Raw genomic sequence first — 22,017 nt, 5'->3', positions numbered from 1 at the left:
CCCCACGGCCGAACAAAGTGTCATATCTGCCTAACTGTCGGCGCTTTCGCCCTGTCCGGAGCAAAGCACCCGACGATAGAGCGCCGCCTGCAGGTCTTCGAATTTCAGCGGTTTGTTCAGGTAATCGATCACGGCGCCGCTTGGGCAGTGTTCTCGATCAGCGCCCAGGGCAACCACGAATACCGGCAGTTCGGCGCAACCCGGCAAATGACGGATCTGGCAGTGCACAGACATGCCTTTCAGTGGCGGCAACTGACTATCGAGCAATACCGCATCAAAGGCTTCACACTGCAAATGATCGAGCGCAGCGCTGCTGTTGTCGGCCGTGCGCACCCGGAATCCCAACTTGAGCAACATGCCACGCATCACCAGTTGATTGAGGCTGTTGTCATCGATCAACAGCACGGTGCAGTCCTGAGGCAGTCGCAGGCGAGGGAGCGCCCGAGCCATCGAAGGCACTGATGGGCGTTCCACCACGGGCAGTTCAAATTCGACGTCGAGCTGAAAACGGCTGCCGCGCCCGGGCTCGGAGCGGTGAGTCAGACGTCCGCCCAGCAATTCGATCAGTTGCCGACAGATCGCCAGGCCGACGCCCAGGCCACCGTATTCACGGGTCATCGAACCGTCGAGCTGGAAAAACCGCTGGTACATCGTCGCCTCTCCCAGGTCGGTGAAACCGATGCCGGTGTCGATCACCACAAAGGACAGCGCCAGTCGGTCGGCCCCCACGGGTTTACCCGTCACCCGCAGCGCCACCCCGCCGATCCGGGTGAACTTGATGGCGTTATCCAGCAGGCATTCCAGGCATTGCGCCAACTTGGCACTGTCACCGAGCAAACGATCCGGCAGCCCCGGTGCCACGTCGACCTTGAAGTCCAGCGACTTGCCCGAGGCATTGCCCTCGAACTGCACTCGCAAGGCGTCGACCACGCCGCGCAAACTGCACAGGGCCGCAACGGTCTTGAGCTTGCCGGCCTGCAGTTCGGTCAGGGTCAGGATGCCATTGACCATGCGCATCATCTCGCGCGCCGAGCCCGCCGCCGTTTGCTGGTATTGCTCCAGTTCGGCGTCCATCTCGACGGTTTGCATCAGTTCCAGCGAACCGATCACCCCGTTCATGGGCGTGCGCAGTTCGTGGGTCAGGGTCGCCAGGAATTCATCCTTGAGCTTGTTGCCGTGCGCCAGTTGCTGGTTCAGCACTTCGAGCGTTTGCCCGGCGTCAAGCAACGTCTGCGCCTGCTGTTCGCGCATGGCATTGATGCGGTCGGCCAGGGCCAGCGACAGCAGCGCCACTTCAATCGCCGCGCCGATCTGGCTGGAATACATGGTCAGGAACACGTTCGGCAGATACCCCAGCACCATCAGCGTATTGATGATGCCCCCGAGCAAAAATGCCGACCAGGCAATGATGAAATACCGCGCCACCCGCAGGCCGCGCAGCCAGGCGAAAATCCCCGCGGCAAAAATCACCAGGGTGAACGTCAGCGCCAGGGCCGTCGCCAGACGCAGGGCCAGGGCATAACTGGTCATCAACGACAACCCGACCACCACGGCGCCGAACGCAATCAGCGCCAACAGCAAGCGATCGAGCCAGCGACTGTAGGTCGCGGTCTGCAGGAAGCTGCGGGCGAACTGGCTGCCGAACAGCCCCGCACAACCGATGAAGAAGGGCGTCGCCGCGTTGGCCCACCAGGGATTGTCCGGCCAGAAATACTCCACGGCCGCGCCATTCACCGACAACTGGTACAAACCGAACGAGGCGATATAGAAGATGTAATACAGGTAACTGGTGTCACGTACGCTGAGGTAGATGAACAGGTTGTAGACCAGCATTCCCAGTAGCACACCATAGATCACGCCCAGCACATAAAGGCGCACCGGCTGGTCTTCGAGGTAAGCGGTGCTCGACCACAACGTCACCGGCGCCTGGATCGAGCCTTCGCTTTCCAGGCGTAGATAGACGGTTTGCGATTGATCGGGCGTAAAAACCAGATTGAACAGGTAATTGTTCTGGCGAATCTCGCGACTGTCGAACGGCAAGGCATCGCCGGTCTGCCGGGCCAACCGGTAGCCCCCGGCCGAATCGGGCACGTACAGGTCAAGGTGATCAAGGGGCGGATAGGCCAGTTCCAGCAGCCAGGTCCGTTGCGCCGCCGGATGGGTCGGGCGGTAATGCAGGTCGATTTTCAGCCAGAACGCCGAACGCGAATAACCGGCGTTGAGGGTGTCGTTATCGTGGGTTTTGAACTGCCCCGCTGCGGCTTGCGCGCGGACATCGGCAATGCTTGCCTGACCACTGGCGTCTTCGAACACTTGCAGGGTTCGGCCCAGGGGAAGGCTTTGGGTGAATTCATCGAACTCGACGGCGCTCGCCATCAGGGGCCAGCACAACAGCAACATCAGCAAATAGCGCATTTAAGCCCCAGCGTGGCCTGTCCGGTTATCTCAGGAAGCCCCTCATTCCCTTTGAGCAGACGTAAAACCGGTATTACCTGTATTGACTTGGATCCACTCTAGCATAGCGGTTGATGGCTATTGAGCACCATGGAAATTTATCCCACAAAGGCTCTAGCACGGGCGTTCCGGCTGTATACCCTGAGTTAGAGCTGTTTCCCCGGTCAGATTGTGACAATGGCCTGAACGTGCGTGGGTTTTCCGCCTGCAAGGTTGATCGGACGGCACCCGAAAAACGATGTTTGGTGGTAAGCTCGCGCACCATGAATATCTACAGCTCTCGCCCCGTTGTCCTCTGTCTCTCCGGCCACGACCCAAGTGGTGGCGCCGGCTTGCAGGCAGATATCGAAGCCCTGCTCGCTCAGGGTTGTCATGCGGCCCCGGCCGTCACTGCCCTGACCGTGCAAGACACCGTCAACGTCACTGACTTCCGCGTCCTCGACCGTGAGTGGGTGTTGGCCCAGGCCAATGCCGTGCTCAACGATTCCGAAGTCGCGGCCGTCAAACTGGGCATGCTCGGTTCCCTGGAAATGGTCGACACCGTGGTCGAACTGCTGCAGGCGCACCCGCATTTGCCGATGGTCTGCGACCCGGTGCTGCGGGCCGGCGGCGGCGGACGACTGGGCAAGGATGAAGTCGGTTATGCCATGCGCGAACGCCTTCTGCCCCTGGCCATCATTGCCACCCCTAACCTTCCCGAAGCGCGCATTCTCGCCGAGCTGCCAGAAGGCACCGCGGACCAGTGCGCGGAAAAACTCTTGCCGTACGTCAAGCACCTGCTGATCACCGGCGGTCATGGCGATGAAGATGAAATACACAATCGCCTGTACAGCCGTGACGGCAGCCGTGAAACCTTCACCTGCCAGCGTTTGCCCGGCAGTTATCACGGCTCCGGCTGCACCTTGGCCAGCGCCTTGGCCGGTCGCCTGGCCCTGGGTGAAAACCTCGCCAGCGCCGTGCGCAGCGCGCTTGACTACACTTGGCGTACCCTGCGGGACGCAGAGCAGCTGGGCAAAGGCCAGTTCGTACCGCGCCGCCTGCCGCTGGATTTCTGTTCGTAACTTTTGATGCGTAAAGCGCAGAGGCTTGTCCGATGAAACTACGTGGCCTTTACGCCATTACCGACAGCCAGTTGCTGGCAGGTAAATTTCTGTCGTACGTGGAGGCGGCGCTGGAAGGCGGCGTCACCCTGCTGCAATACCGCGACAAGAGCAGCGACGAGGCCCGCCGCCTGCGCGAGGCCGAAGCCCTGCGCGATCTGTGCGAGCGCTACAAGACCCGGCTGATCATCAATGATGACGCCGAACTGGCTGCGCGCCTGAACGTCGGCGTGCACCTGGGCCAGACCGACGGCCCGCTGATGCCGGTTCGGGCCCTGCTCGGTCGCCAGGCGATCATCGGCTCGACCTGCCACGCGCAACTCGAACTCGCCGAACAAGCGGCCAGGGAAGGCGCCAGTTATGTCGCCTTCGGCCGCTTCTTCAACTCCACGACCAAACCTGGCGCACCGACCTGCAGCCTCGAACTGCTCGACCAGGCCCGCAGCAAATTGCACCTGCCGATCTGCGCGATTGGCGGCATCACCCTGGATAACGCCGCCCCGCTCGTGGCCCATGGGGTCGATCTGCTGGCGGTGGTCCATGGCCTGTTTGGCGCCGAAAGCACGGCTGAAGTGACCCGCCGCGCCCGCGCATTCAATGCACTGCTTTCTGTTTAAGTAGCTTAAAGTCTGATTTGAGAGCCCGATCATGTCTCGTTCCGAAACGCTGTTTGCCAATGCCCAGAAACACATTCCCGGTGGCGTGAACTCGCCTGTTCGCGCATTCAAGAGCGTTGGCGGCACGCCTTTGTTCTTCAAACATGCCGAAGGCGCCTACGTCACCGACGAAGACGACAAGCGTTATGTGGATTACGTCGGTTCCTGGGGGCCGATGATTCTCGGTCACAGCCACCCGGACGTACTGGACGCGGTGCGTAAACAGCTTGAACACGGCCTGTCCTACGGCGCCCCGACCGAGATGGAAACCCAGATGGCCGACCTGGTCTGCTCGATCGTGCCATCGATGGAAATGGTGCGCATGGTCAGCTCCGGTACCGAAGCGACCATGAGCGCCATTCGCCTGGCCCGCGGTTTCACCGGTCGCGACAGCATCATCAAGTTCGAAGGTTGCTACCACGGTCACTCCGACAGCCTGCTGGTCAAGGCCGGCTCCGGCGCGCTGACCCAGGGCGTGCCGAGTTCGGCCGGTGTGCCGGCGGCCTTCGCCAAACATACGCTGACCCTGCCGTTCAACGACATCGAAGCGGTAGAAACCATGCTCGCCGACGTGGGCCAGGACGTGGCCTGCATCATCGTCGAACCCGTGGCCGGCAACATGAACTGCGTACCGCCGGCACCGGGTTTCCTCGAAGGCCTGCGGACCCTGTGCGACAAGCACGGCGTGGTGCTGATTTTCGACGAAGTGATGACCGGTTTCCGTGTCGCCCTCGGCGGCGCCCAGGCCCACTACGGCGTAACGCCCGACCTGAGCACCTTTGGCAAGATCATCGGTGGCGGCATGCCAGTCGGTTGCTTCGGCGGCAAACGCGAAATCATGTCGCACATCGCACCTCTGGGCCCGGTCTACCAGGCGGGCACCTTGTCGGGTAATCCGCTGGCGATGGCTGCCGGCCTGACGACGCTGCGCCTGATCAGCCGTCCTGGTTTCCACGACGAACTGACCGACTACACCAGCCGCCTGCTCGACGGCCTGCAACAACGCGCCGATGCAGCAGGCATCCCGTTCGTGACCACCCAGGCCGGTGGCATGTTCGGCCTGTATTTCAGCGGCGCCGATGACATCGTGACCTTCGATGACGTGATGTCCAGCGACGCCAATCTGTTCAAGCGCTTCTTCCATCTGATGCTGGAAGGTGGCGTGTACCTGGCGCCGAGTGCTTTCGAAGCCGGCTTCACGTCGATCGCCCATGGCGACACCGAGCTGAAATTGACGCTGGACGCTGCCGAGCGCGCATTCGCCGCCTTGAAATAACCCGGTGGCGCTGACGTTGGCCATTGCCAGCGTCAGCTTTTACCTACACTTGCGTCCTTTTCCTGCTGATCTGCGAATAATCCCCGGTAAAGTGGGCGATATATTCCCCGCGCAGCAGAAAAACGAGTAAAGACTTTGTAAGGATGGCCCTGCTTATTTCATAATGCGCGCTTATTGGATCCCCCTCGATGGGTCCGCGCGCCCTCCAGAGGTAAGTCGATTCCCATGAACCGCACCGGCCGCACCCTTGCATTGGGCTGCCTGTTGCTCCTTCAGCCCCTGCTCGCGCTCGCACAGGCAGGCGGCAACTCGTTGTTAATCCCAGCGATGGGTCGCTGCACCCTCAATACTCAGCCGCAAGATCTGGCACAGGCACTCGCGGCCTGCCAGAAAGCGTCGGATGAAGGGGATGCGCAAGCGCAATACGAGCTGGGCGAGTTCTACTACGACGGTAAAAATGCGCCGCGCGACCTCAATAAAGCCCTGAGCTACTTCGAAAAGGCCTCGCTGCAAGGCCACGCCCAGGCGCAATTCAAACTCGGCACCATGTTTTTCCACGGCGAAGGCGTGCCGGCCAATAACGTTCAGGCGTATATCGTGCTGAAAATGGCCGCGGTCAATGGCGCTGAAGAGGCGCTGGATACGGCGGATGAAGTGGCCGAGAAGATGCCTCGGGAAGAACTGGAAGTCGCCACTCAGGTGCTGGGGCAGATTTTCCGCAAGTATTTGATGGAATTGCAGAGTGCGGATGGGCGTACGCCATTTTCGCCTCTTCCCTGATTTCTGCGTTGTCCTGACTGGCCCCTTCGCGAGCAAGCCCGCTCCCACATTAGATCTTCAGTGAACACACTATTTGTGAAAACCCGAGATCAACTGTGGGAGCGGGCTTGCTCGCGAAGGGAACGACTCGGTTTTAAGGCTTACTTCTCAGGCATCGGCATCGGAAACGGCATGACATTGCCGACCGCGCCGCGGGCTTCGCTGATTTTCGGTGTGCCAAGGCGTTCGACTTCGTCGATGCGCACGATCGAATGCATCGGCACAAAGCTGCGCACAACGCCTTCGAACTGAGCCTTGAGCTTCTCTTCACTAGGATCGACGACTACCTGGGTGCGCTCGCCAAAGACGAACTCTTCCACTTCCAGGAAGCCCCACAGATCACTTTGATAGATCTGCTTGGCGTACATTTCGTACACCTGGCCCTGATTGAGAAAAATCACCTTGTAGATTGGAGCTTCACGTTTGGTCATGGTGGGCGAGCAACACATCGGGGATAAAAATGAGGGCGCGAACTATAGCATAGCCACCGGACGCACAGCGGTAGGAACCTTGGGACATGTTCCCTATAATGCGCGGTTCTTTGAATCACGTGATGACTCTATCCATGGCCAAGAAGCTTTACATCGAAACCCACGGTTGCCAGATGAACGAGTACGACAGCTCGCGCATGGTCGATCTGCTGGGCGAACATCAGGCCCTGGAAGTCACCGCCCGCGCTGAAGACGCCGACGTGATCCTGCTCAACACCTGTTCCATTCGCGAACGCGCCCAGGACCGGGTGTACTCCCAGCTCGGCCGCTGGCGCGAACTGAAACTGGCCAACCCGGACATGGTGATCGCCGTCGGCGGTTGCGTGGCCAGCCAGGAAGGCGCCGCCATCCGTGACCGGGCGCCGTATGTCGACGTGGTGTTCGGCCCGCAAACCCTGCACCGCCTCCCGGAAATGATCGACGCCGCCCGCGCCACCAAGTTGCCGCAAGTGGACGTCTCGTTCCCGGAAATCGAAAAATTCGACCACCTGCCCGAGCCGCGCATCGATGGCCCGAGCGCCTATGTGTCGGTGATGGAAGGTTGCAGCAAGTACTGCACGTTCTGCGTGGTGCCCTACACCCGTGGTGAAGAAGTCAGCCGCCCGTTCGACGACGTGATCGCCGAGATCATTCACCTGGCCGAAAACGGCGTGCGTGAAGTGACCTTACTGGGGCAGAACGTCAACGGTTATCGCGGCACTACCCACGATGGTCGCCTGGCGGATCTGGCCGAGCTGATCCGGGTGGTCGCCGCCGTCGATGGTATCGACCGCATCCGCTACACCACTTCGCACCCGCTGGAGTTTTCCGACAGCCTGATCCAGGCGCACGCCGACGTGCCGGAATTGGTGAAACACCTGCACTTACCGGTGCAATCGGGCTCCGACCGCATTCTGTCGGCAATGAAGCGCAACCACACCGCGCTGGAATACAAATCGAAACTGCGCAAGCTGCGGGCCGCCGTGCCAGGGATTTGCATCAGCTCGGACTTCATCGTCGGCTTCCCGGGCGAGACCGAAAAAGACTTCGAACAGACCATGAAGTTGATCGAAGACGTCGGTTTCGACTTCTCCTACTCGTTCGTCTACAGCCAGCGTCCGGGGACGCCGGCCGCCGATCTGGCCGACGACACGCCGGAAAGCCTGAAAAAAGAGCGCCTGAATGCGCTGCAACATCGCCTGAACCAGCAAGGTTTCGAAATCAGCCGACAAATGGTCGGTTCGATCCAGCGGATCCTGGTGACCGATTATTCGAAAAAAGACCCTGGTGAACTGCAGGGCCGGACCGAGAATAACCGTATCGTCAACTTCCGTTGCGATAATCCAACCTTGATCGGGCAGTTCGCCGATGTGCACATCGACGCGGCACAGCCGCACTCGCTGCGGGGCTCGCTGATTTCGTAACACCGCAATCCCCTGTGGGAGCGGGCTTGCTCGCGAAAGCGGTGTGTCAGCCACATCAATGTCGACTGACACTCCCTCTTCGCGAGCAAGCCCGCCCCCACAAGGGGCGGTGTTGGGCGCTGGATTATTTAAGAGCTTTCGCACCCAGCCCACTGGCGTTATCCTTGATTTCATCTCAATTGCCCCAGGGCGGCTAAATACGACCTTGAACGCACCCATAGAACCACATCGTTTCATCCTCGAGCCCTTTGAAGCTCGCCGCTTCGCCAATCTGTGCGGGCAATTCGATGAGCATCTGCGCTTGATCGAACAGCGCCTGACCATCGAGATCCGCAACCGCGGGAACCAGTTCGAACTGATCGGCGAACCCAAACACACCACCTCCGCGGAAAACCTGCTGCGGCGCCTGTACCGGGAAACCAAGGGTACCGAGCTGTCGCCAGACATGGTTCACCTGTTCCTGCAGGAATCGGCCGTCGAAGAGTTGGACAACCACTCCCCCGCCGAACCGTCCGTCGCCCTGCGCACCAAGAAAGGCATGATTCGCCCTCGCGGCTTGAATCAGTTGCGCTATGTGAAGGAAATCCTCGGGAACGACATCAATTTCGGCATCGGCCCGGCCGGTACCGGCAAGACCTATCTGGCCGTTGCCTGCGCGGTAGACGCGCTGGAACGCGAGCAGATTCGCCGCATCCTGCTGGTACGCCCGGCAGTGGAGGCGGGCGAAAAGCTCGGTTTCCTGCCCGGCGACCTGTCGCAGAAGATCGACCCGTACCTGCGCCCGCTCTATGACGCACTCTATGAAATGCTCGGCTTCGAACACGTGGCCAAGCTGATCGAGCGCCAGGTCATTGAAGTCGCGCCGCTGGCCTACATGCGCGGTCGCACGCTGAACAACAGCTTCATCATCCTCGATGAAAGCCAGAACACCACGGTCGAGCAGATGAAAATGTTCCTGACCCGGATCGGCTTCGGTTCCACGGCGGTCATCACCGGCGACATCACCCAGGTCGACCTGCCGAAAGGCACCAAGTCCGGGCTGCACCACGTGATCGAGGTCCTCAAGGACGTGCCAGGCATCAGCTTCACTCACTTCCAGGCCAAGGACGTCGTGCGCCATCCACTGGTGCAGCGTATCGTCGAAGCCTACGAGCGCTTCGAGAATCGCGTGGCCGAAGAACCGGCGAAGTTCTCTTCCAGGGACAATCGCCACGATGCTTGAGCTTGATCTGCAACTTGAAAGCCGGGGAACCGCCCCAAGCGAAGCCAAGTTCCGCCAGTGGTGCGAACTGGCCCTGCGCCAGCGGACTGCCGACTCCGAAATGACCATCCGTCTGGTCGATGAGGACGAGGCCCGCGAACTGAACAGCACCTGGCGGCACAAGGATTACGCCACCAACGTCCTGTCGTTTCCTGCCGATGTGCCCGACGAGTTTCTCGACATCCCGCTGCTGGGCGATCTGGTGATCTGCGTGGCCGTGGTCGAGCGTGAAGCCGCCGAACAGGGCAAGGCGCTCGACGCCCATTGGGCGCATCTGGTCATCCACGGCTGCTTGCATCTGCTGGGTTACGACCATATAGATGACGACGAAGCTGAAGAAATGGAAGCACTGGAACGAACGTTGCTAGCAGAACTGGGTCACCCGGACCCGTATGCGGACGACGAAACAGACGAACCCCCTATCGTTACAACAAAGGATTCAGAGTAATCGCTATGAGCGAAGATCGATCGAGCAACGGGCAAAAGTCATGGCTGGGTAAGCTCACCCAGGCTTTTGCCCACGAGCCGAAGAACCGCCAGGAGCTGCTGGAGCTGCTGCGCGATGCACACCAGAACAAACTGCTGGACAGCGAAGCGCTGGCCATCGTCGAAGGCGCCATCCAGGTTGCAGACCTGCAAGTACGGGACATCATGGTCCCGCGCTCGCAGATGATCAGCATCAAGGCGACCCAGACCCCCCGCGAGTTCCTGCCCGCCGTGGTCGACTCGGCCCACTCCCGCTACCCGGTCATCGGCGAAAGCCATGATGACGTGATGGGCGTGCTGCTGGCCAAGGACTTGCTGCCGTTGATCCTCAAGGAGAACGGCGACAACTTCAACATCAAGGATCTGTTGCGTCCAGCCACCTTTGTGCCCGAGTCCAAGCGCCTGAATGTGCTGCTGCGCGAGTTCCGCGCCAACCATAACCACATGGCCATCGTCATTGACGAGTACGGCGGTGTGGCGGGCCTGGTGACCATCGAAGACGTGCTGGAACAGATCGTCGGCGACATCGAAGACGAGCACGACGTTGAAGAAGACAGCTACATCAAGCCGCTGCCCAGCGGTGACTTCCTGATCAAGGCCCTCACGCCGATCGAGAACTTCAACGAGTTCTTCGACAGCCAATTCTCCGATGACGAATTCGACACGGTTGGCGGTCTGGTGATGAGTGCATTCGGGCACCTGCCAAAACGCAACGAAATCACCGAAATCGGCCCTTATCGCTTCCGCATCCTGAACGCCGACAGCCGTCGGATTCACTTGCTGCGCCTGACGCCAATTGCCCGGTAACCACTAAGGATAGAAATGCTCTGGATCACCCGCCCCGGCTGGCCCGGTAACCTGCTGGCCGTGGCGGCCGGTGCAATCACCACCCTGGCCCTGGCGCCGTACGATATCTGGGCGCTGGCATTGCTGGCAGTCGGCTTGTTCTATGCCGGTTTACGTGAACTGAACCCTCGTCAGGCCCTGGGCCGAGGCTGGTGCTTCGGTTTTGGTCTGTTTGGCGCCGGTACCAGTTGGATTTACTACAGCATCCACCACTTCGGTGGCGCTTCGGTACTCCTGGCCGGCTTCTTGATGCTGATCTTCACGGCGGCGATTGCCTGGTTCTTCGCCCTGCCCGCCTGGATCTGGGTGCGCTGGCTGCGCCGCAACGAAGCGCCACTGGCCGATGCCTTGGCCTTCGCCGCGCTGTGGGTCGCCCAGGAGGCCTTTCGTGGCTGGTTTCTCACCGGCTTCCCGTGGCTCTATTCCGGGTACAGCCAACTCGATGGCCCTCTGTCCGGGCTCGCCCCCGTCGGCGGGATGTGGCTGATTTCCTTCACCCTGGCCCTGACGGCCGCGCTGATCTACAACGCGTTGCCTTTGGTGAAGACCGCTCGCAAAGGCTTCATCGCCGCTGGCGTACTGCTGCTGATCGGCCCATGGGTGGCCGGCATGGCGCTCAAGGAGCATGCCTGGACCAGCCCGGCGGGCGCGCCGTTGAGCGTCGCGGCGATCCAGGGCAATGTCGAACAGAGCATGAAGTGGGACCCGGCACAGCTCAACGCGCAGCTGGCGCTGTACCGCGACATGAGCTTCAGCTCCAGACCCGTCGACCTGTTGATCTGGCCGGAAACCGCGGTCCCGGTGCTCAAGGAGTCCGCCGAGGGCTTCCTGAACATGATGGGAGACTTCGCCGCAGAACGTAAATCGGCACTGATTACCGGCGTGCCGATCCGTCAGGAAGTGCATCAACAGAAACGCTTTTTCAACGGCATCACCGTCGTGGGCGAAGGCGACGGCACTTACCTCAAGCAGAAACTGGTGCCGTTTGGCGAATATGTGCCGTTGCAGGACGTGCTGCGCGGGTTGATCGCCTTTTTCGACTTGCCGATGTCGGACTTTGCCCGTGGCCCTGCCGATCAGCCGATGCTGCAAGCCAAGGGGTACCAGATCGCGCCGTACATCTGCTACGAAGTGGTCTATCCGGAATTCGCCGCCAGCCTCGCGGCCCGTAGCGATTTGCTGCTGACCATCAGCAACGACACCTGGTTCGGCACCTCCATCGGCCCGCTGCAACATTTGCAGATGGCGCAGATGCGTGCACTGGAAGCCGGACGCTGGATGATCCGCGCCACCAATAACGGCGTGACCGGCCTGATCAACCCGTTCGGGCAGATCACGGTGCAGATCCCGCAGTTCGAACGCGGCATTTTGTACGGCGAAGTGGTGCCGATGCACAACCTGACGCCTTACCTGCAATGGCGTTCGTGGCCGCTGATCATTGTTTGCGTGTTGTTGTTTGGCTGGGCGTTGATTGCGAATCGAATGGCCAAGACCGTCTGAACTGACACCGCATCAAACCTGTAGGAGCCGGCTTGCCGGCGAAGAGGCCCTTTCAGCCAACAATGATGTCGACTGGAAGGGCCTCTTCGCTGGCAAGCCAGCTCCTACAGGGCGTGGGTAACCATTCGGTTATCGGTAAAACAGCGAATACCCGATCTGCCCCACCGCCTCATTCATCAACTGCCCACTCTGCCAGAGCGCCTTGAACTCCGGCAGCCAGCCACCCAGTGGCCGGGCGTTGTCCACCCCCAGAAACCCCATCGGCGCCGGCACCACCTCGAACCCCGCCTGCTGGAAACTCCAGACCGCTCGCGGCATGTGCGAGGCGTGCGTCACGAGCACCACGCGTTTGATGCCTTGAGGCAGCAACACTTCGGCGCTGAACTGCGCGTTCTCCCAAGTGGTGCGGCTGCGCCCTTCCTGCCAGCGCACGGTCACGTCGAAATCATCGAGCAACGAGTCCGCCATCAACCTGGCTTCAGTCGGCGGCGTACCGTAATGCAGGCCACCACTGGTGAGGATCGGCAAGCCCGACGCCTTGGCCAGCCGCGCTGCATAGCGCTGGCGCTCCAGGCCGATACCGGTCGGCTGGTCGGCGCCCCAGGCCGGATCGCCACGCTCGCGTCCCGAACCCAGCACCACGATCGCATCCGCCTGCCGACCCAGTGTTGCCCATTCATGGCGAGCCAGCGGCGGTTCACGCTCAAGCGCCCTGGCGCTCCACTCCACCACTATCGGCAGGCTCATCAGCCAGAAGCCACCCACGCCCAAGGCAAAGCACAGGGCCGCCAGTCGCGCCTTGAGCGGCGCAACCACCAGGCAAGCAGCAACAGCAGCAACAGCACACCGGGAGGCAGCAGAAGTTGTTTGACGAAATAGCGAAAAGGCATCGAGCATCTCCAGAGATGCCCGAAGCCTAAGTGGGTTGACGCAATGCGACAACAAATGCGGAAGGACTATGCTTTAAAAAACCATATTGCATGGCTTCAAGTGCCCTTACTTGAACTGCAGAGACCGGACCTTTACCGAGTCCCTGCCAGGCACCTTGTCCTTGAGCCAGATGATCTTGGCCGAACGTGGTGCGTCGAGTTGCTTCACTGCCTCTGACAAGTATCCGTGTGATTCACGTTCACTGCGATCCAGATACGCTTTGACCAGTGCAAACTCTGCGGGGCTCAGGCCGCGCAGTTCCAGCTCCAAGGGGCGCTCGTCGCGCAGCCGGTCAGCGGTTTTTGCCGCGTCCAGGGCCATCCCCAGACGATCGATCAGTCTTTCGTACAGCTCCGGTTTTGTAACTTTTTGCCGTGACTCAACCATCCCTCACCTCATTGAAGATAAGACTCGCTCCCCTTTTAGAGCTTAGCTTCCATGAACAAACCGGCTGGGTGCCGCGACCAACGGCCCTCGCAGCGGTTTTTGCCGGGCCTTGGGCAGTAATCAGGGTTTCCCTCGGTAGAGTGCGGTCATGTATGCTACGACGCTTCCTGTAACTCCACTTCCAGCTCGTCTGGACACCGAAGCGCCGATCTGGCGCAATCACCGTCCAGCGTGCATCGAAGAGGACTAGGCCACCCCTATTCAGTTCAAAAGTAGCCATGCACGAACAATATCAGCCCCGTGAAATCGAAGCCGCCGCCCAGTCGTTCTGGGACGAGCAAAAGTCCTTTGAAGTCAGTGAACAGCCAGGCAAGGAGACGTTCTACTGCCTGTCGATGTTCCCTTACCCCAGCGGCAAGCTACACATGGGGCACGTGCGCAACTACACCATCGGCGACGTGATCTCCCGCTACCAGCGCATGCTCGGCAAGAATGTCCTGCAACCCATGGGTTGGGACGCCTTCGGCATGCCGGCGGAAAACGCCGCGATGAAGAACAACGTAGCGCCCGCCAAGTGGACCTACGAAAACATCGCCTACATGAAGACCCAGCTGCGCAGCCTGGGCCTGGCGGTGGACTGGTCCCGCGAAGTCACCACCTGCAAGCCGGATTACTACCGCTGGGAACAATGGCTGTTCACTCGCCTGTTCGAAAAAGGTGTGATCTACAAGAAAAGCGGCACCGTGAACTGGGACCCGGTCGACCAGACCGTGCTGGCCAACGAGCAGGTGATCGACGGGCGCGGCTGGCGCTCCGGCGCGCTGATCGAAAAGCGCGAAATCCCGATGTACTACTTCAAGATAACCGCTTACGCGGATGAGCTGCTGGAGAGCCTCGACGAACTGACTGGCTGGCCTGAACAGGTCAAGACCATGCAGCGCAACTGGATCGGCAAGTCCCGCGGCATGGAAGTGCAGTTCCCGTACAACGTCGACTCGATCGGCGAAGCCGGTGCACTGAAAGTCTTCACCACCCGTCCGGACACTCTCATGGGAGCGACTTATGTCGCCGTGGCTGCCGAGCACCACCTGGCCGCCCTCGCCGCGCAGAACAACCCTGAGCTGCAAGCGTTCATCGCTGAATGCAAGGGCGGCAGCGTCGCCGAAGCCGACGTCGCCACCCAGGAGAAAAAAGGCCTGCCGACTTCGCTGTTCGTCGAGCACCCGCTGACCGGTGAGAAACTCCCGGTATGGGTCGCCAACTACGTGCTGATGCACTACGGCGACGGTGCGGTCATGGCTGTTCCGGCGCACGACGAGCGCGATTTCGAATTCGCCACCAAATACAACCTGCCGATCAAGTCCGTGGTGCGCACCAGTTCCGGTGACACCAACCCGGCCCCTTGGCAGGACGCCTACGGCGAACACGGCACGCTGATCAATTCCGGCGAGTTTGACGGTCTCGATTTCGCGGGCGCCTTCGATGCCATCGAAGTGGCGCTGATCAAGAAAAACCTCGGTGCCTCGCGCACCCAGTTCCGCCTGCGCGACTGGGGCATCAGCCGCCAACGCTACTGGGGCTGCCCGATCCCGATCATCCACTGCACTACCTGCGGTGATGTGCCGGTCCCGGAAGATCAACTGCCTGTGATACTGCCGGAAGACGTGGTCCCGGATGGCGCCGGTTCGCCATTGGCGCGCATGCCCGAGTTCTACGAGTGCAGCTGCCCGAAATGCGGCCAGCCTGCCAAGCGTGAAACCGACACCATGGACACCTTCGTCGAGTCCTCGTGGTACTACGCCCGCTACGCCTCGCCGCACTACACCGGCGGCCTGGTGGAAAAATCGGCGGCCGACCACTGGTTGCCGGTGGATCAGTACATCGGTGGTATCGAACACGCGATCCTGCACCTGCTCTACGCGCGCTTCTTCCACAAGCTGATGCGCGACGAAGGGCTGGTGAGCTCCAACGAACCGTTCAAGAACCTGCTGACCCAGGGCATGGTGATTGCCGAGACTTACTATCGTCGCGAAGCCAACGGCGCCTACACCTGGTTCAACCCGGCGGACGTCGAACTCGAACGCGACAGCAAGGCCAAGGTCATCAGCGCCAAGCTGATCGCAGACGGCCTGCCGGTGGAAATCGGTGGCACCGAGAAGATGGCCAAGTCGAAGAACAACGGCGTAGACCCGCAGTCGATGATTGACCAGTTCGGCGCAGACACCTGCCGCCTGTTCATGATGTTCGCTTCACCGCCTGACATGAGCGCGGAATGGTCCGACTCCGGCGTAGAAGGTTCGCACCGCTTCCTCAAGCGCGTCTGGCGCCTGGCTCAAGCGCACGTCACTCAAGGCCTGCCGGGCAAACTGGACGTCGCCGGCCTGAACGACGAGCAGAAAGCCATTCGTCGCTCGATTCACCAGGCTATCAAGCAGGCCAGCCACGACGTCGGCCAGAACCACAAATTCAACACCGCCATCGCCCAGGTGATGACGCTGATGAACGTGCTGGAAAAAGCCCCGCAAGGCACCGGACAGGATCGCGCACTGGTTCACGAAGGCCTGGAAACCGTGGTCCTGCTGCTGGCACCGATCACTCCGCACATCAGCCATGAGCTGTGGCATCGCCTGGGTCACGCCGGTCCGGTGATCGACGCCGGTTGGCCGGTACTGGACGAAAGCGCCCTGGTCCAGGACAGCCTGCAATTGGTCATTCAAGTGAATGGCAAATTGCGCGGCCAGATCGAAATGCCGGCCAGCGCCAGCCGCGAAGACGTCGAAGCCGCCGCACGGGCCAACGAGAACGTGTTGCGCTTTGTCGACGGTCTGACTATTCGTAAAGTGATCGTAGTGCCCGGGAAACTGGTCAATATCGTCGCCAGCTAAGTGGACCAGGCGCCAGGTCCGCCTGGCGCCGAGTAAAACCTTTCGGGTCGCATGATCGGCCCACCTGGTTTCAAGGGGAACAACAAGATGATCAAACGCAATCTGCTGGTGATGGGCCTCGCCGTTCTGCTGAGCGCCTGCGGTTTCCAGCTGCGTGGCACCGGCACCACCGAGCTGGCGATCAAGGAACTCGACCTGAGCGCCCGTGATGCCTACGGCCCGACCGTGACCCAAATGCGTCAGGTGCTGGAAAGCAGCGGCGTCAAGCTCTACAGCGGCGCCCCTTACAAACTGGTGCTGACCGGCGAACAGGAAAGCCAGCGCATCCTCAGCTACGCAGGCGCCGGCCGCACTGGCGAGTATCAGCTCAGCACCGTGCTCACCTATGACATCAATGGCCAGGGCAACTTGCCACTGATGAGCGACAAGCTCGAAGTGCAGAAAGTCTTTATCCACGACGGCAACAACCTGGTGGGTTCCGATCAGGAAGCCAATGACGCGCGCAAGGACATACGTCGTGAGTTGGTACAACGCATGATGCTGCGCCTGCAGCAGCTGACTCCGGCCCAGCTGGATCAACTGCAACAGACCGCCGAGGCTCGCGCCAGGGCTGAAGCCGCGGCATTGGAAGCGGCGCAGAAGGCTGAAGCGCAAACGCCGCGTCAGTCGCCTGTCGAACTGCCGCGCCAGTAAGCGTTGCGGGGCGCCTCGGCGCCCCGTTCGCCCTCTCCTATGAAACTCGCTCCCGCCCAACTCGCCAAGCACCTGCAAGGCACCCTCGCGCCTGTCTACATCATCAGTGGCGATGACCCATTGCTGTGTCAGGAAGCCGCCGACGCCATTCGTGCCACCGCTCGCCAACAGGGCTTCGACGAACGCCAGGTCTTCGCCGCCGATGCCAGTTTCGATTGGGGGACGTTGTTGCAGGCTGGCGCGAGCATGTCGCTGTTCGCCGAAAAACGCCTGCTGGAATTGCGTCTGCCGTCAGGTAAACCCGGTGACAAAGGGGCTGCCGCGTTCATCGAGTATTGCTCGCGTCCGCCCGAAGACACAGTGTTGTTGATCAGCCTGCCCAAGCTGGATGGCAGCGCGCAGAAAACCAAGTGGGGCAAGGCACTGGTTGAAGGCCAGCACACCCAATTCGTGCAAATCTGGCCGGTGGATGCCAACCAGTTGCCGAGCTGGATCCGTCAACGCCTGTCCCAGGCCGGACTGTCCGCCAGCCAGGACGCCGTTGAACTGATCGCGGCCCGGGTCGAGGGCAACTTGCTGGCTGCCGCCCAGGAAATCGAAAAACTCAAGCTGATGGCCGAGGGTGGCCAGATCAGTGTTGAAACCGTGCAAGCGGCGGTAGCCGACAGTGCGCGCTTCGATGTCTTCGGGCTGACCGATGCCATTCTCAACGGCGAAGCGGCGCATGCCCTGCGCATGCTTGAAGGATTACGCGGTGAAGGCGTCGAGCCACCGGTGATTCTCTGGGCCCTGGCCCGGGAGTTGCGCCTGTTGGCCAACCTGGCATTGCAGTACAGCCAGGGCGTGCCGCTGGACAAGGCCTTCAGCGCTGCGCGACCGCCGATCTGGGACAAACGCAAACCGCTGATGAGCAAAGCCCTGCAACGCTACTCGGCGCCACGTTGGGCGCAGTTGTTGCTGGAAGCGCAGCGCATCGATGCGCAGATCAAGGGCCAGGCCGCGGGTTCACCGTGGATGAGTTTGAGTCGGTTGTCGTTGTTGATGGCGGGCCAACGGTTGTCGTTGCCTGCCGAGTAAACTCGACAGACCGTCACTGCTTGAAGAGCTCGCCAGGGGTAAACCCGAACAACCCCTTGAATGCCGCAATAAACGCCGACGTCGAGTCATACCCGCAAGACAGCGCGGCGTTGGTCACGCTGTTCCCCTCCTCCAGCAAACTCAATGACGACAGCAGCCGCATCCGCTGACGCCATCCTCGAAAGCTCAACCCGGTTTCCCGCTGAAACAGGCGCATCAGGGTTTTCTCCGATGTACCCAACCGCTGCGCCCACGCCTGCAAGGTCACGTTCCGCTCAGGGTTTTCGAGCAGTTCGTTGCACAACCCCAGCAACCGTTCATGACGCGGCAACGGCAGGGAAAACGCCACCTCCGGCAGACTCGCCAACTGATCCAGCAGCACATTTACCAGCCGCGTTTCCTGGCTGTCACCCTGTGGGTATTCCACCGGCAACAGACAAAAATGCTTGATCAGCTCCCGGGCCAGCGGCGTCACCTCGAGCACCCGGCACCGCGCGTCCGCCCATGCGCAATCCTCGCGGCGCACGTAGAGGCTGCGCATTTCGGCGCGCATCGAAGTCACCACCTGGTGTTCGAGATCCGCTGGAATCCAGATGCCCCACTGCGGCGGCGCAAAGAAACTGCCCTCGGCGGTGTGTACGCCAAGCACGCCACTGATGGCGTAGGAAAACTGCACCCAGTCGTGGCGATGAGGCGGCGTCCAGGAACCGGCATTGAGGCTTTCCGCCCGGGCGAACAGCGGGCGGGGCAGCGCTGTCAGGGTCGGGATCGTCCGTTCGAGGGTAAGCTGTCCGTTAGTCGGCATTGACTGGCCTTGTGTCGCAAGACGGTAGTAAAGCCAACGTTATGCCAAGTCTAACCTTCTTACAAACGCATTTAAGTCGGTCGCAGTACAACATTTTATCAGCGCTCGACAATCGCGGTCACACCTTGCCCACCCGCGGCGCAAATCGAGATCAAGCCCCGCCCCTTGCCTGCGGCATCGAGCAATTTCGCCAGGTTGGCGACAATGCGCCCGCCGGTGGCGGCAAACGGATGCCCGGCCGCCAGGGAGCTGCCTTTGACATTGAGCCGGCTGCGGTCGATGGCACCGAGCGGCGCAGCGAGGCCAAGGCGGGTTTGGCAATAGTGCGGATCTTCCCAGGCCTTCAAGGTGCAGAGCACCTGCGCGGCGAAGGCTTCGTGGATTTCGTAGTAATCGAAGTCCTGCAAGGTCAGGCCATTGCGCGCCAGCAAGCGCGGCACGGCATAGACCGGCGCCATCAACAACCCTTCGGCACCGTTGACGAAATCCACCGCTGCCGCTTCGCCATCGCGCAGGTAAGCGAGGATCGGCAAGCCACGTTCCTTCGCCCATTCTTCACTGCCCAGCAGCACCAGCGACGCGCCATCGGTGAGCGGCGTGGAGTTGCCCGCAGTCAGGGTGCCCTTGGCACTTTTCTCGAATGCCGGTTTGAGCGAGGCGAGTTTTTCCAGGGTCAGGTCCGGGCGCAGGTTGTTGTCGCGAGTCAGGCCAAGGAACGGTGTCATCAAATCGTTGTGCCAGCCTTCGCTATAGGACGCGGCCATTTTTCGGTGGCTTTCAAGGGCCAGTTGATCCTGCTCCTCCCGTGGAATATCCCAGGTCTGGGCCATCAGCTCGCAGTGTTCGCCCATGGACAGGCCGGTACGCGGCTCGCCGTTGCGCGGTAGTTCGGGGATCAAGTGCCGGGGGCGCAGCTGCAGGAAGGTTTTCAGTTTGTCGCCGGTGGTCCTGGCGCGATTGGCCTGCAGCAGGATCTTGCGCAAGCCTTCGTTGACGCCGATCGGCGCGTCGGATGTGGTGTCGACGCCACCGGCAATGCCGCATTCGATCTGGCCCAGGGCGATCTTGTTCGCCACCAGCAGCGCCGCCTCGAGGCCGGTGCCGCAGGCTTGCTGGATATCGTAGGCCGGGGTGGTCGGCGACAGCCGCGAGCCGAGTACGCACTCGCGGGTCAGGTTGAAATCCCGGGAATGTTTGAGCACCGCCCCGGCCGCCACTTCACCGATGCGCAGGCCGTGCAGGTGGTAGCGTTCGATCAGGCCCTCAAGCGCGGCGGTGAGCATCGCCTGGTTACTGGCAGTGGCGTATGGCCCGTTGGAGCGGGCGAAAGGGATACGGTTACCGCCGATAATCGCGACGCGGCGCGGTTGAGTCATGAAAAGCTCCTGATGAAAAATCCAATTGTGAACACCGCCCCCCTGTAGGAGCGAAGCTTGCTCGCGATGGCGGTGCGTCAGCTACATTGATGTCAACTGACACACTGCATCGCGAGCAAGCTTCGCTCCTACACAAGCGTAGGCCGTATCTCGTGGATCGAACGACTGATTGCCATTCGTGGTCCACACTTTGAACCCCAGCTGCTGGAGCGCGTTCCATGTCTGACCGCTATATCGAGTTCGCCAATTCGTCCATCGGCCATCGTCTGGTCGGGGCCCTGGGTCTGCCGACGCCGGTACGACTGGAGCGCTGGCAAGCCGGGCGGCTGCGCCCGGTCGAGGGGGCGTTGCTGATCGGCGGCGGACCGCTGGCGGAAAAAGTCAGCGCCTTCGCCAACCGCCTGACCGACGCGATTTACAGCTACGGCACCGATCCTTCAATGGCCACGGCATGGATTCCCGGTCACGGACCGAAACTCAAGGCCGTAGTGTTCGATGCCAGCGATCTGGTGCAGACCGACCAGCTCAAACAGCTGCGCGAATTCTTCCAGCCGCTGATAAAAAACCTTGATCACAGTGCTCATGTGGTGATCCTGGGGCGGGCACCGCAGGCTTTGAGCGACCCGTTCGCCGCCAGCACCCAGCGGGCCCTGGAAGGTTTCAGCCGGTCGCTGGCCAAGGAATTGCGCAACGGTGGCACCTTGCAGCTGATCCATGTCGGTGAAGGTGCCGAGGATCAACTGGAAGGCCCGCTGCGGTTTTTCCTCTCACCCAAAAGCGCTTTCGTTTCCGGACAGGTGATTGGCCTGGACGCTTGCAACACGCAGGTGACGGACTGGACTCGCCCACTGTCGGGTCGCAAGGCCCTGGTCACCGGCGCGGCGCGCGGTATCGGTGCGTCCATCGCCGAAACCCTCGCCCGTGACGGCGCCGACGTGATCCTGCTGGACGTGCCACCGGCCAAGACCGACCTCGAGGCCCTGGCCGCCCGCCTCGGCGGGCGCGGCATCACGCTGGACATCTGCGCCGATGACGCCGCCGCGCAGTTGATCGAGCAATTGCCCGACGGCATCGACATTGTCGTGCACAACGCCGGCATCACTCGGGACAAAACCCTGGCCAACATGACCCCGGAGTTCTGGGACGCGGTGCTGGCGGTCAATCTCAATGCACCGCAGGTGCTGACCAAGGCGCTGCTCGACAGCGGCACCTTGAAGGACAACGGCCGGGTGATTCTGTTGGCGTCTATCAGCGGCATCGCCGGCAATCGCGGGCAAACCAACTACGCGGCGAGCAAGGCCGGGCTGATCGGCCTGGCCCAGGCCTGGGCGCCGCTGTTGAAGGCGCGCGGTATCAGCATCAACGCGGTGGCGCCAGGCTTCATTGAAACCCAGATGACCGCGCACCTGCCCTTCGGCCTGCGTGAAGCCGGGCGCCGCATGAGTTCCCTTGGCCAGGGCGGCCTGCCGCAAGACGTCGCCGAAGCGGTGGCCTGGCTGGCGCAACCCGGCACCGGGGCGTTCACCGGGCAAGCGTTGCGTGTCTGTGGGCAAAGTGTTTTGGGGGCTTAGG

General features: G+C 61.2%; 18 protein-coding genes and 1 pseudogene. 13 read left to right on the top strand and 6 right to left on the bottom strand.

The features are described 5' to 3' along the window. Positions 1–30: 30 nt before the first annotated feature. Complete coding sequence (locus BZ163_RS32790; protein WP_128874406.1) at positions 31–2,415, bottom strand: hybrid sensor histidine kinase/response regulator; 2,385 nt, start codon at positions 2,413–2,415, stop codon at positions 31–33. A 302-nt stretch (positions 2,416–2,717) separates the two neighbouring features. Between BZ163_RS32790 and BZ163_RS32785 the strand changes: the two genes are divergently transcribed. The 4 genes from BZ163_RS32785 (at position 2,718) to BZ163_RS32770 (ending at position 6,266) form a co-directional block, all read left to right on the top strand. Then, entirely contained in the window at positions 2,718–3,515 is a 798-nt protein-coding gene (locus tag BZ163_RS32785) for a hydroxymethylpyrimidine/phosphomethylpyrimidine kinase (protein WP_128874405.1), read from the top strand. Between the two features lie 32 nt (positions 3,516–3,547). Next, positions 3,548–4,171: a thiamine phosphate synthase gene (gene thiE / locus BZ163_RS32780; protein ID WP_128874404.1), complete on the top strand. Its 624-nt coding sequence runs from the start codon at positions 3,548–3,550 to the stop codon at positions 4,169–4,171. A gap of 31 nt (positions 4,172–4,202) precedes the next feature. Next, positions 4,203–5,486 (top strand): glutamate-1-semialdehyde 2,1-aminomutase, encoded by a 1,284-nt coding sequence (gene hemL / locus BZ163_RS32775; protein WP_128874403.1) that lies wholly within the window; start codon positions 4,203–4,205, stop codon positions 5,484–5,486. Positions 5,487–5,711: 225 nt separating this feature from the next. Next, entirely contained in the window at positions 5,712–6,266 is a 555-nt protein-coding gene (locus BZ163_RS32770) for a tetratricopeptide repeat protein (RefSeq protein WP_128874402.1), read from the top strand. A gap of 140 nt (positions 6,267–6,406) precedes the next feature. Here the strand turns inward: BZ163_RS32770 and BZ163_RS32765 are convergent, their stop codons facing one another. Continuing rightward, a complete protein-coding gene (locus BZ163_RS32765) occupies positions 6,407–6,736 on the bottom strand; it encodes a DUF1820 family protein (protein ID WP_007894425.1) in 330 nt (109 codons plus the stop codon). Positions 6,737–6,870: 134 nt separating this feature from the next. On the opposite strand from BZ163_RS32765, the gene miaB reads away from it, so the two are divergent. From miaB to lnt, 5 genes are all read left to right on the top strand, one after another. After that, complete coding sequence (gene miaB, locus BZ163_RS32760; RefSeq protein ID WP_168187433.1) at positions 6,871–8,199, top strand: tRNA (N6-isopentenyl adenosine(37)-C2)-methylthiotransferase MiaB; 1,329 nt, start codon at positions 6,871–6,873, stop codon at positions 8,197–8,199. Between the two features lie 205 nt (positions 8,200–8,404). Then, complete coding sequence (locus BZ163_RS32755) at positions 8,405–9,421, top strand: PhoH family protein (protein ID WP_128874400.1); 1,017 nt, start codon at positions 8,405–8,407, stop codon at positions 9,419–9,421. After that, on the top strand, positions 9,414–9,908 hold the full coding sequence (ybeY, locus tag BZ163_RS32750) for an rRNA maturation RNase YbeY (protein WP_128874399.1): 495 nt from the start codon (positions 9,414–9,416) through the stop codon (positions 9,906–9,908). Before BZ163_RS32755 ends, ybeY begins: the two co-directional genes overlap by 8 nt. Before the next feature lie 5 nt (positions 9,909–9,913). Then, a complete protein-coding gene (locus tag BZ163_RS32745) occupies positions 9,914–10,753 on the top strand; it encodes an HlyC/CorC family transporter (protein WP_064675727.1) in 840 nt (279 codons plus the stop codon). Positions 10,754–10,768: 15 nt separating this feature from the next. Then, complete coding sequence (gene lnt, locus BZ163_RS32740) at positions 10,769–12,292, top strand: apolipoprotein N-acyltransferase (protein WP_128874398.1); 1,524 nt, start codon at positions 10,769–10,771, stop codon at positions 12,290–12,292. Positions 12,293–12,421: 129 nt separating this feature from the next. On the opposite strand, the pseudogene BZ163_RS32735 reads toward lnt, so the two are convergent. Both BZ163_RS32735 and BZ163_RS32730 read right to left on the bottom strand, forming a co-directional pair. After that, positions 12,422–13,182: pseudogene (locus BZ163_RS32735) on the bottom strand (YdcF family protein). A 106-nt stretch (positions 13,183–13,288) separates the two neighbouring features. After that, on the bottom strand, positions 13,289–13,609 hold the full coding sequence (locus BZ163_RS32730) for a hypothetical protein (RefSeq protein ID WP_128874397.1): 321 nt from the start codon (positions 13,607–13,609) through the stop codon (positions 13,289–13,291). Between the two features lie 278 nt (positions 13,610–13,887). Here BZ163_RS32730 and leuS point away from each other — a divergent pair, with 278 nt between their 5' ends. From leuS to holA, 3 genes are all read left to right on the top strand, one after another. Then, complete coding sequence (gene leuS / locus BZ163_RS32725; RefSeq protein WP_128874396.1) at positions 13,888–16,494, top strand: leucine--tRNA ligase; 2,607 nt, start codon at positions 13,888–13,890, stop codon at positions 16,492–16,494. 87 nt (positions 16,495–16,581) lie between these two features. Beyond that, positions 16,582–17,187, top strand: a complete 606-nt coding sequence (gene lptE / locus BZ163_RS32720) for an LPS assembly lipoprotein LptE (RefSeq protein WP_128874395.1) — start codon at positions 16,582–16,584, stop codon at positions 17,185–17,187. A 39-nt stretch (positions 17,188–17,226) separates the two neighbouring features. Next, positions 17,227–18,264 (top strand): DNA polymerase III subunit delta, encoded by a 1,038-nt coding sequence (gene holA, locus BZ163_RS32715; RefSeq protein ID WP_128874394.1) that lies wholly within the window; start codon positions 17,227–17,229, stop codon positions 18,262–18,264. 13 nt (positions 18,265–18,277) lie between these two features. Here holA and BZ163_RS32710 read toward each other — a convergent pair whose 3' ends face one another. Then, entirely contained in the window at positions 18,278–19,069 is a 792-nt protein-coding gene (locus BZ163_RS32710; protein WP_128874393.1) for a helix-turn-helix transcriptional regulator, read from the bottom strand. A 98-nt stretch (positions 19,070–19,167) separates the two neighbouring features. After that, positions 19,168–20,445, bottom strand: a complete 1,278-nt coding sequence (locus tag BZ163_RS32705) for an acetyl-CoA C-acetyltransferase (protein ID WP_128874392.1) — start codon at positions 20,443–20,445, stop codon at positions 19,168–19,170. Positions 20,446–20,663: 218 nt separating this feature from the next. Between BZ163_RS32705 and BZ163_RS32700 the strand changes: the two genes are divergently transcribed. Continuing rightward, complete coding sequence (locus tag BZ163_RS32700) at positions 20,664–22,016, top strand: 3-oxoacyl-ACP reductase (protein ID WP_128874391.1); 1,353 nt, start codon at positions 20,664–20,666, stop codon at positions 22,014–22,016. Position 22,017 lies beyond the last annotated feature (1 nt).

Source organism: Pseudomonas sp. VI4.1 (genome assembly GCF_002029345.1).
GTDB lineage: Bacteria > Pseudomonadota > Gammaproteobacteria > Pseudomonadales > Pseudomonadaceae > Aquipseudomonas.
Note: the sequence above shows the minus strand (reverse complement) of the source record. Positions and strands in the feature narration are given on the sequence as shown.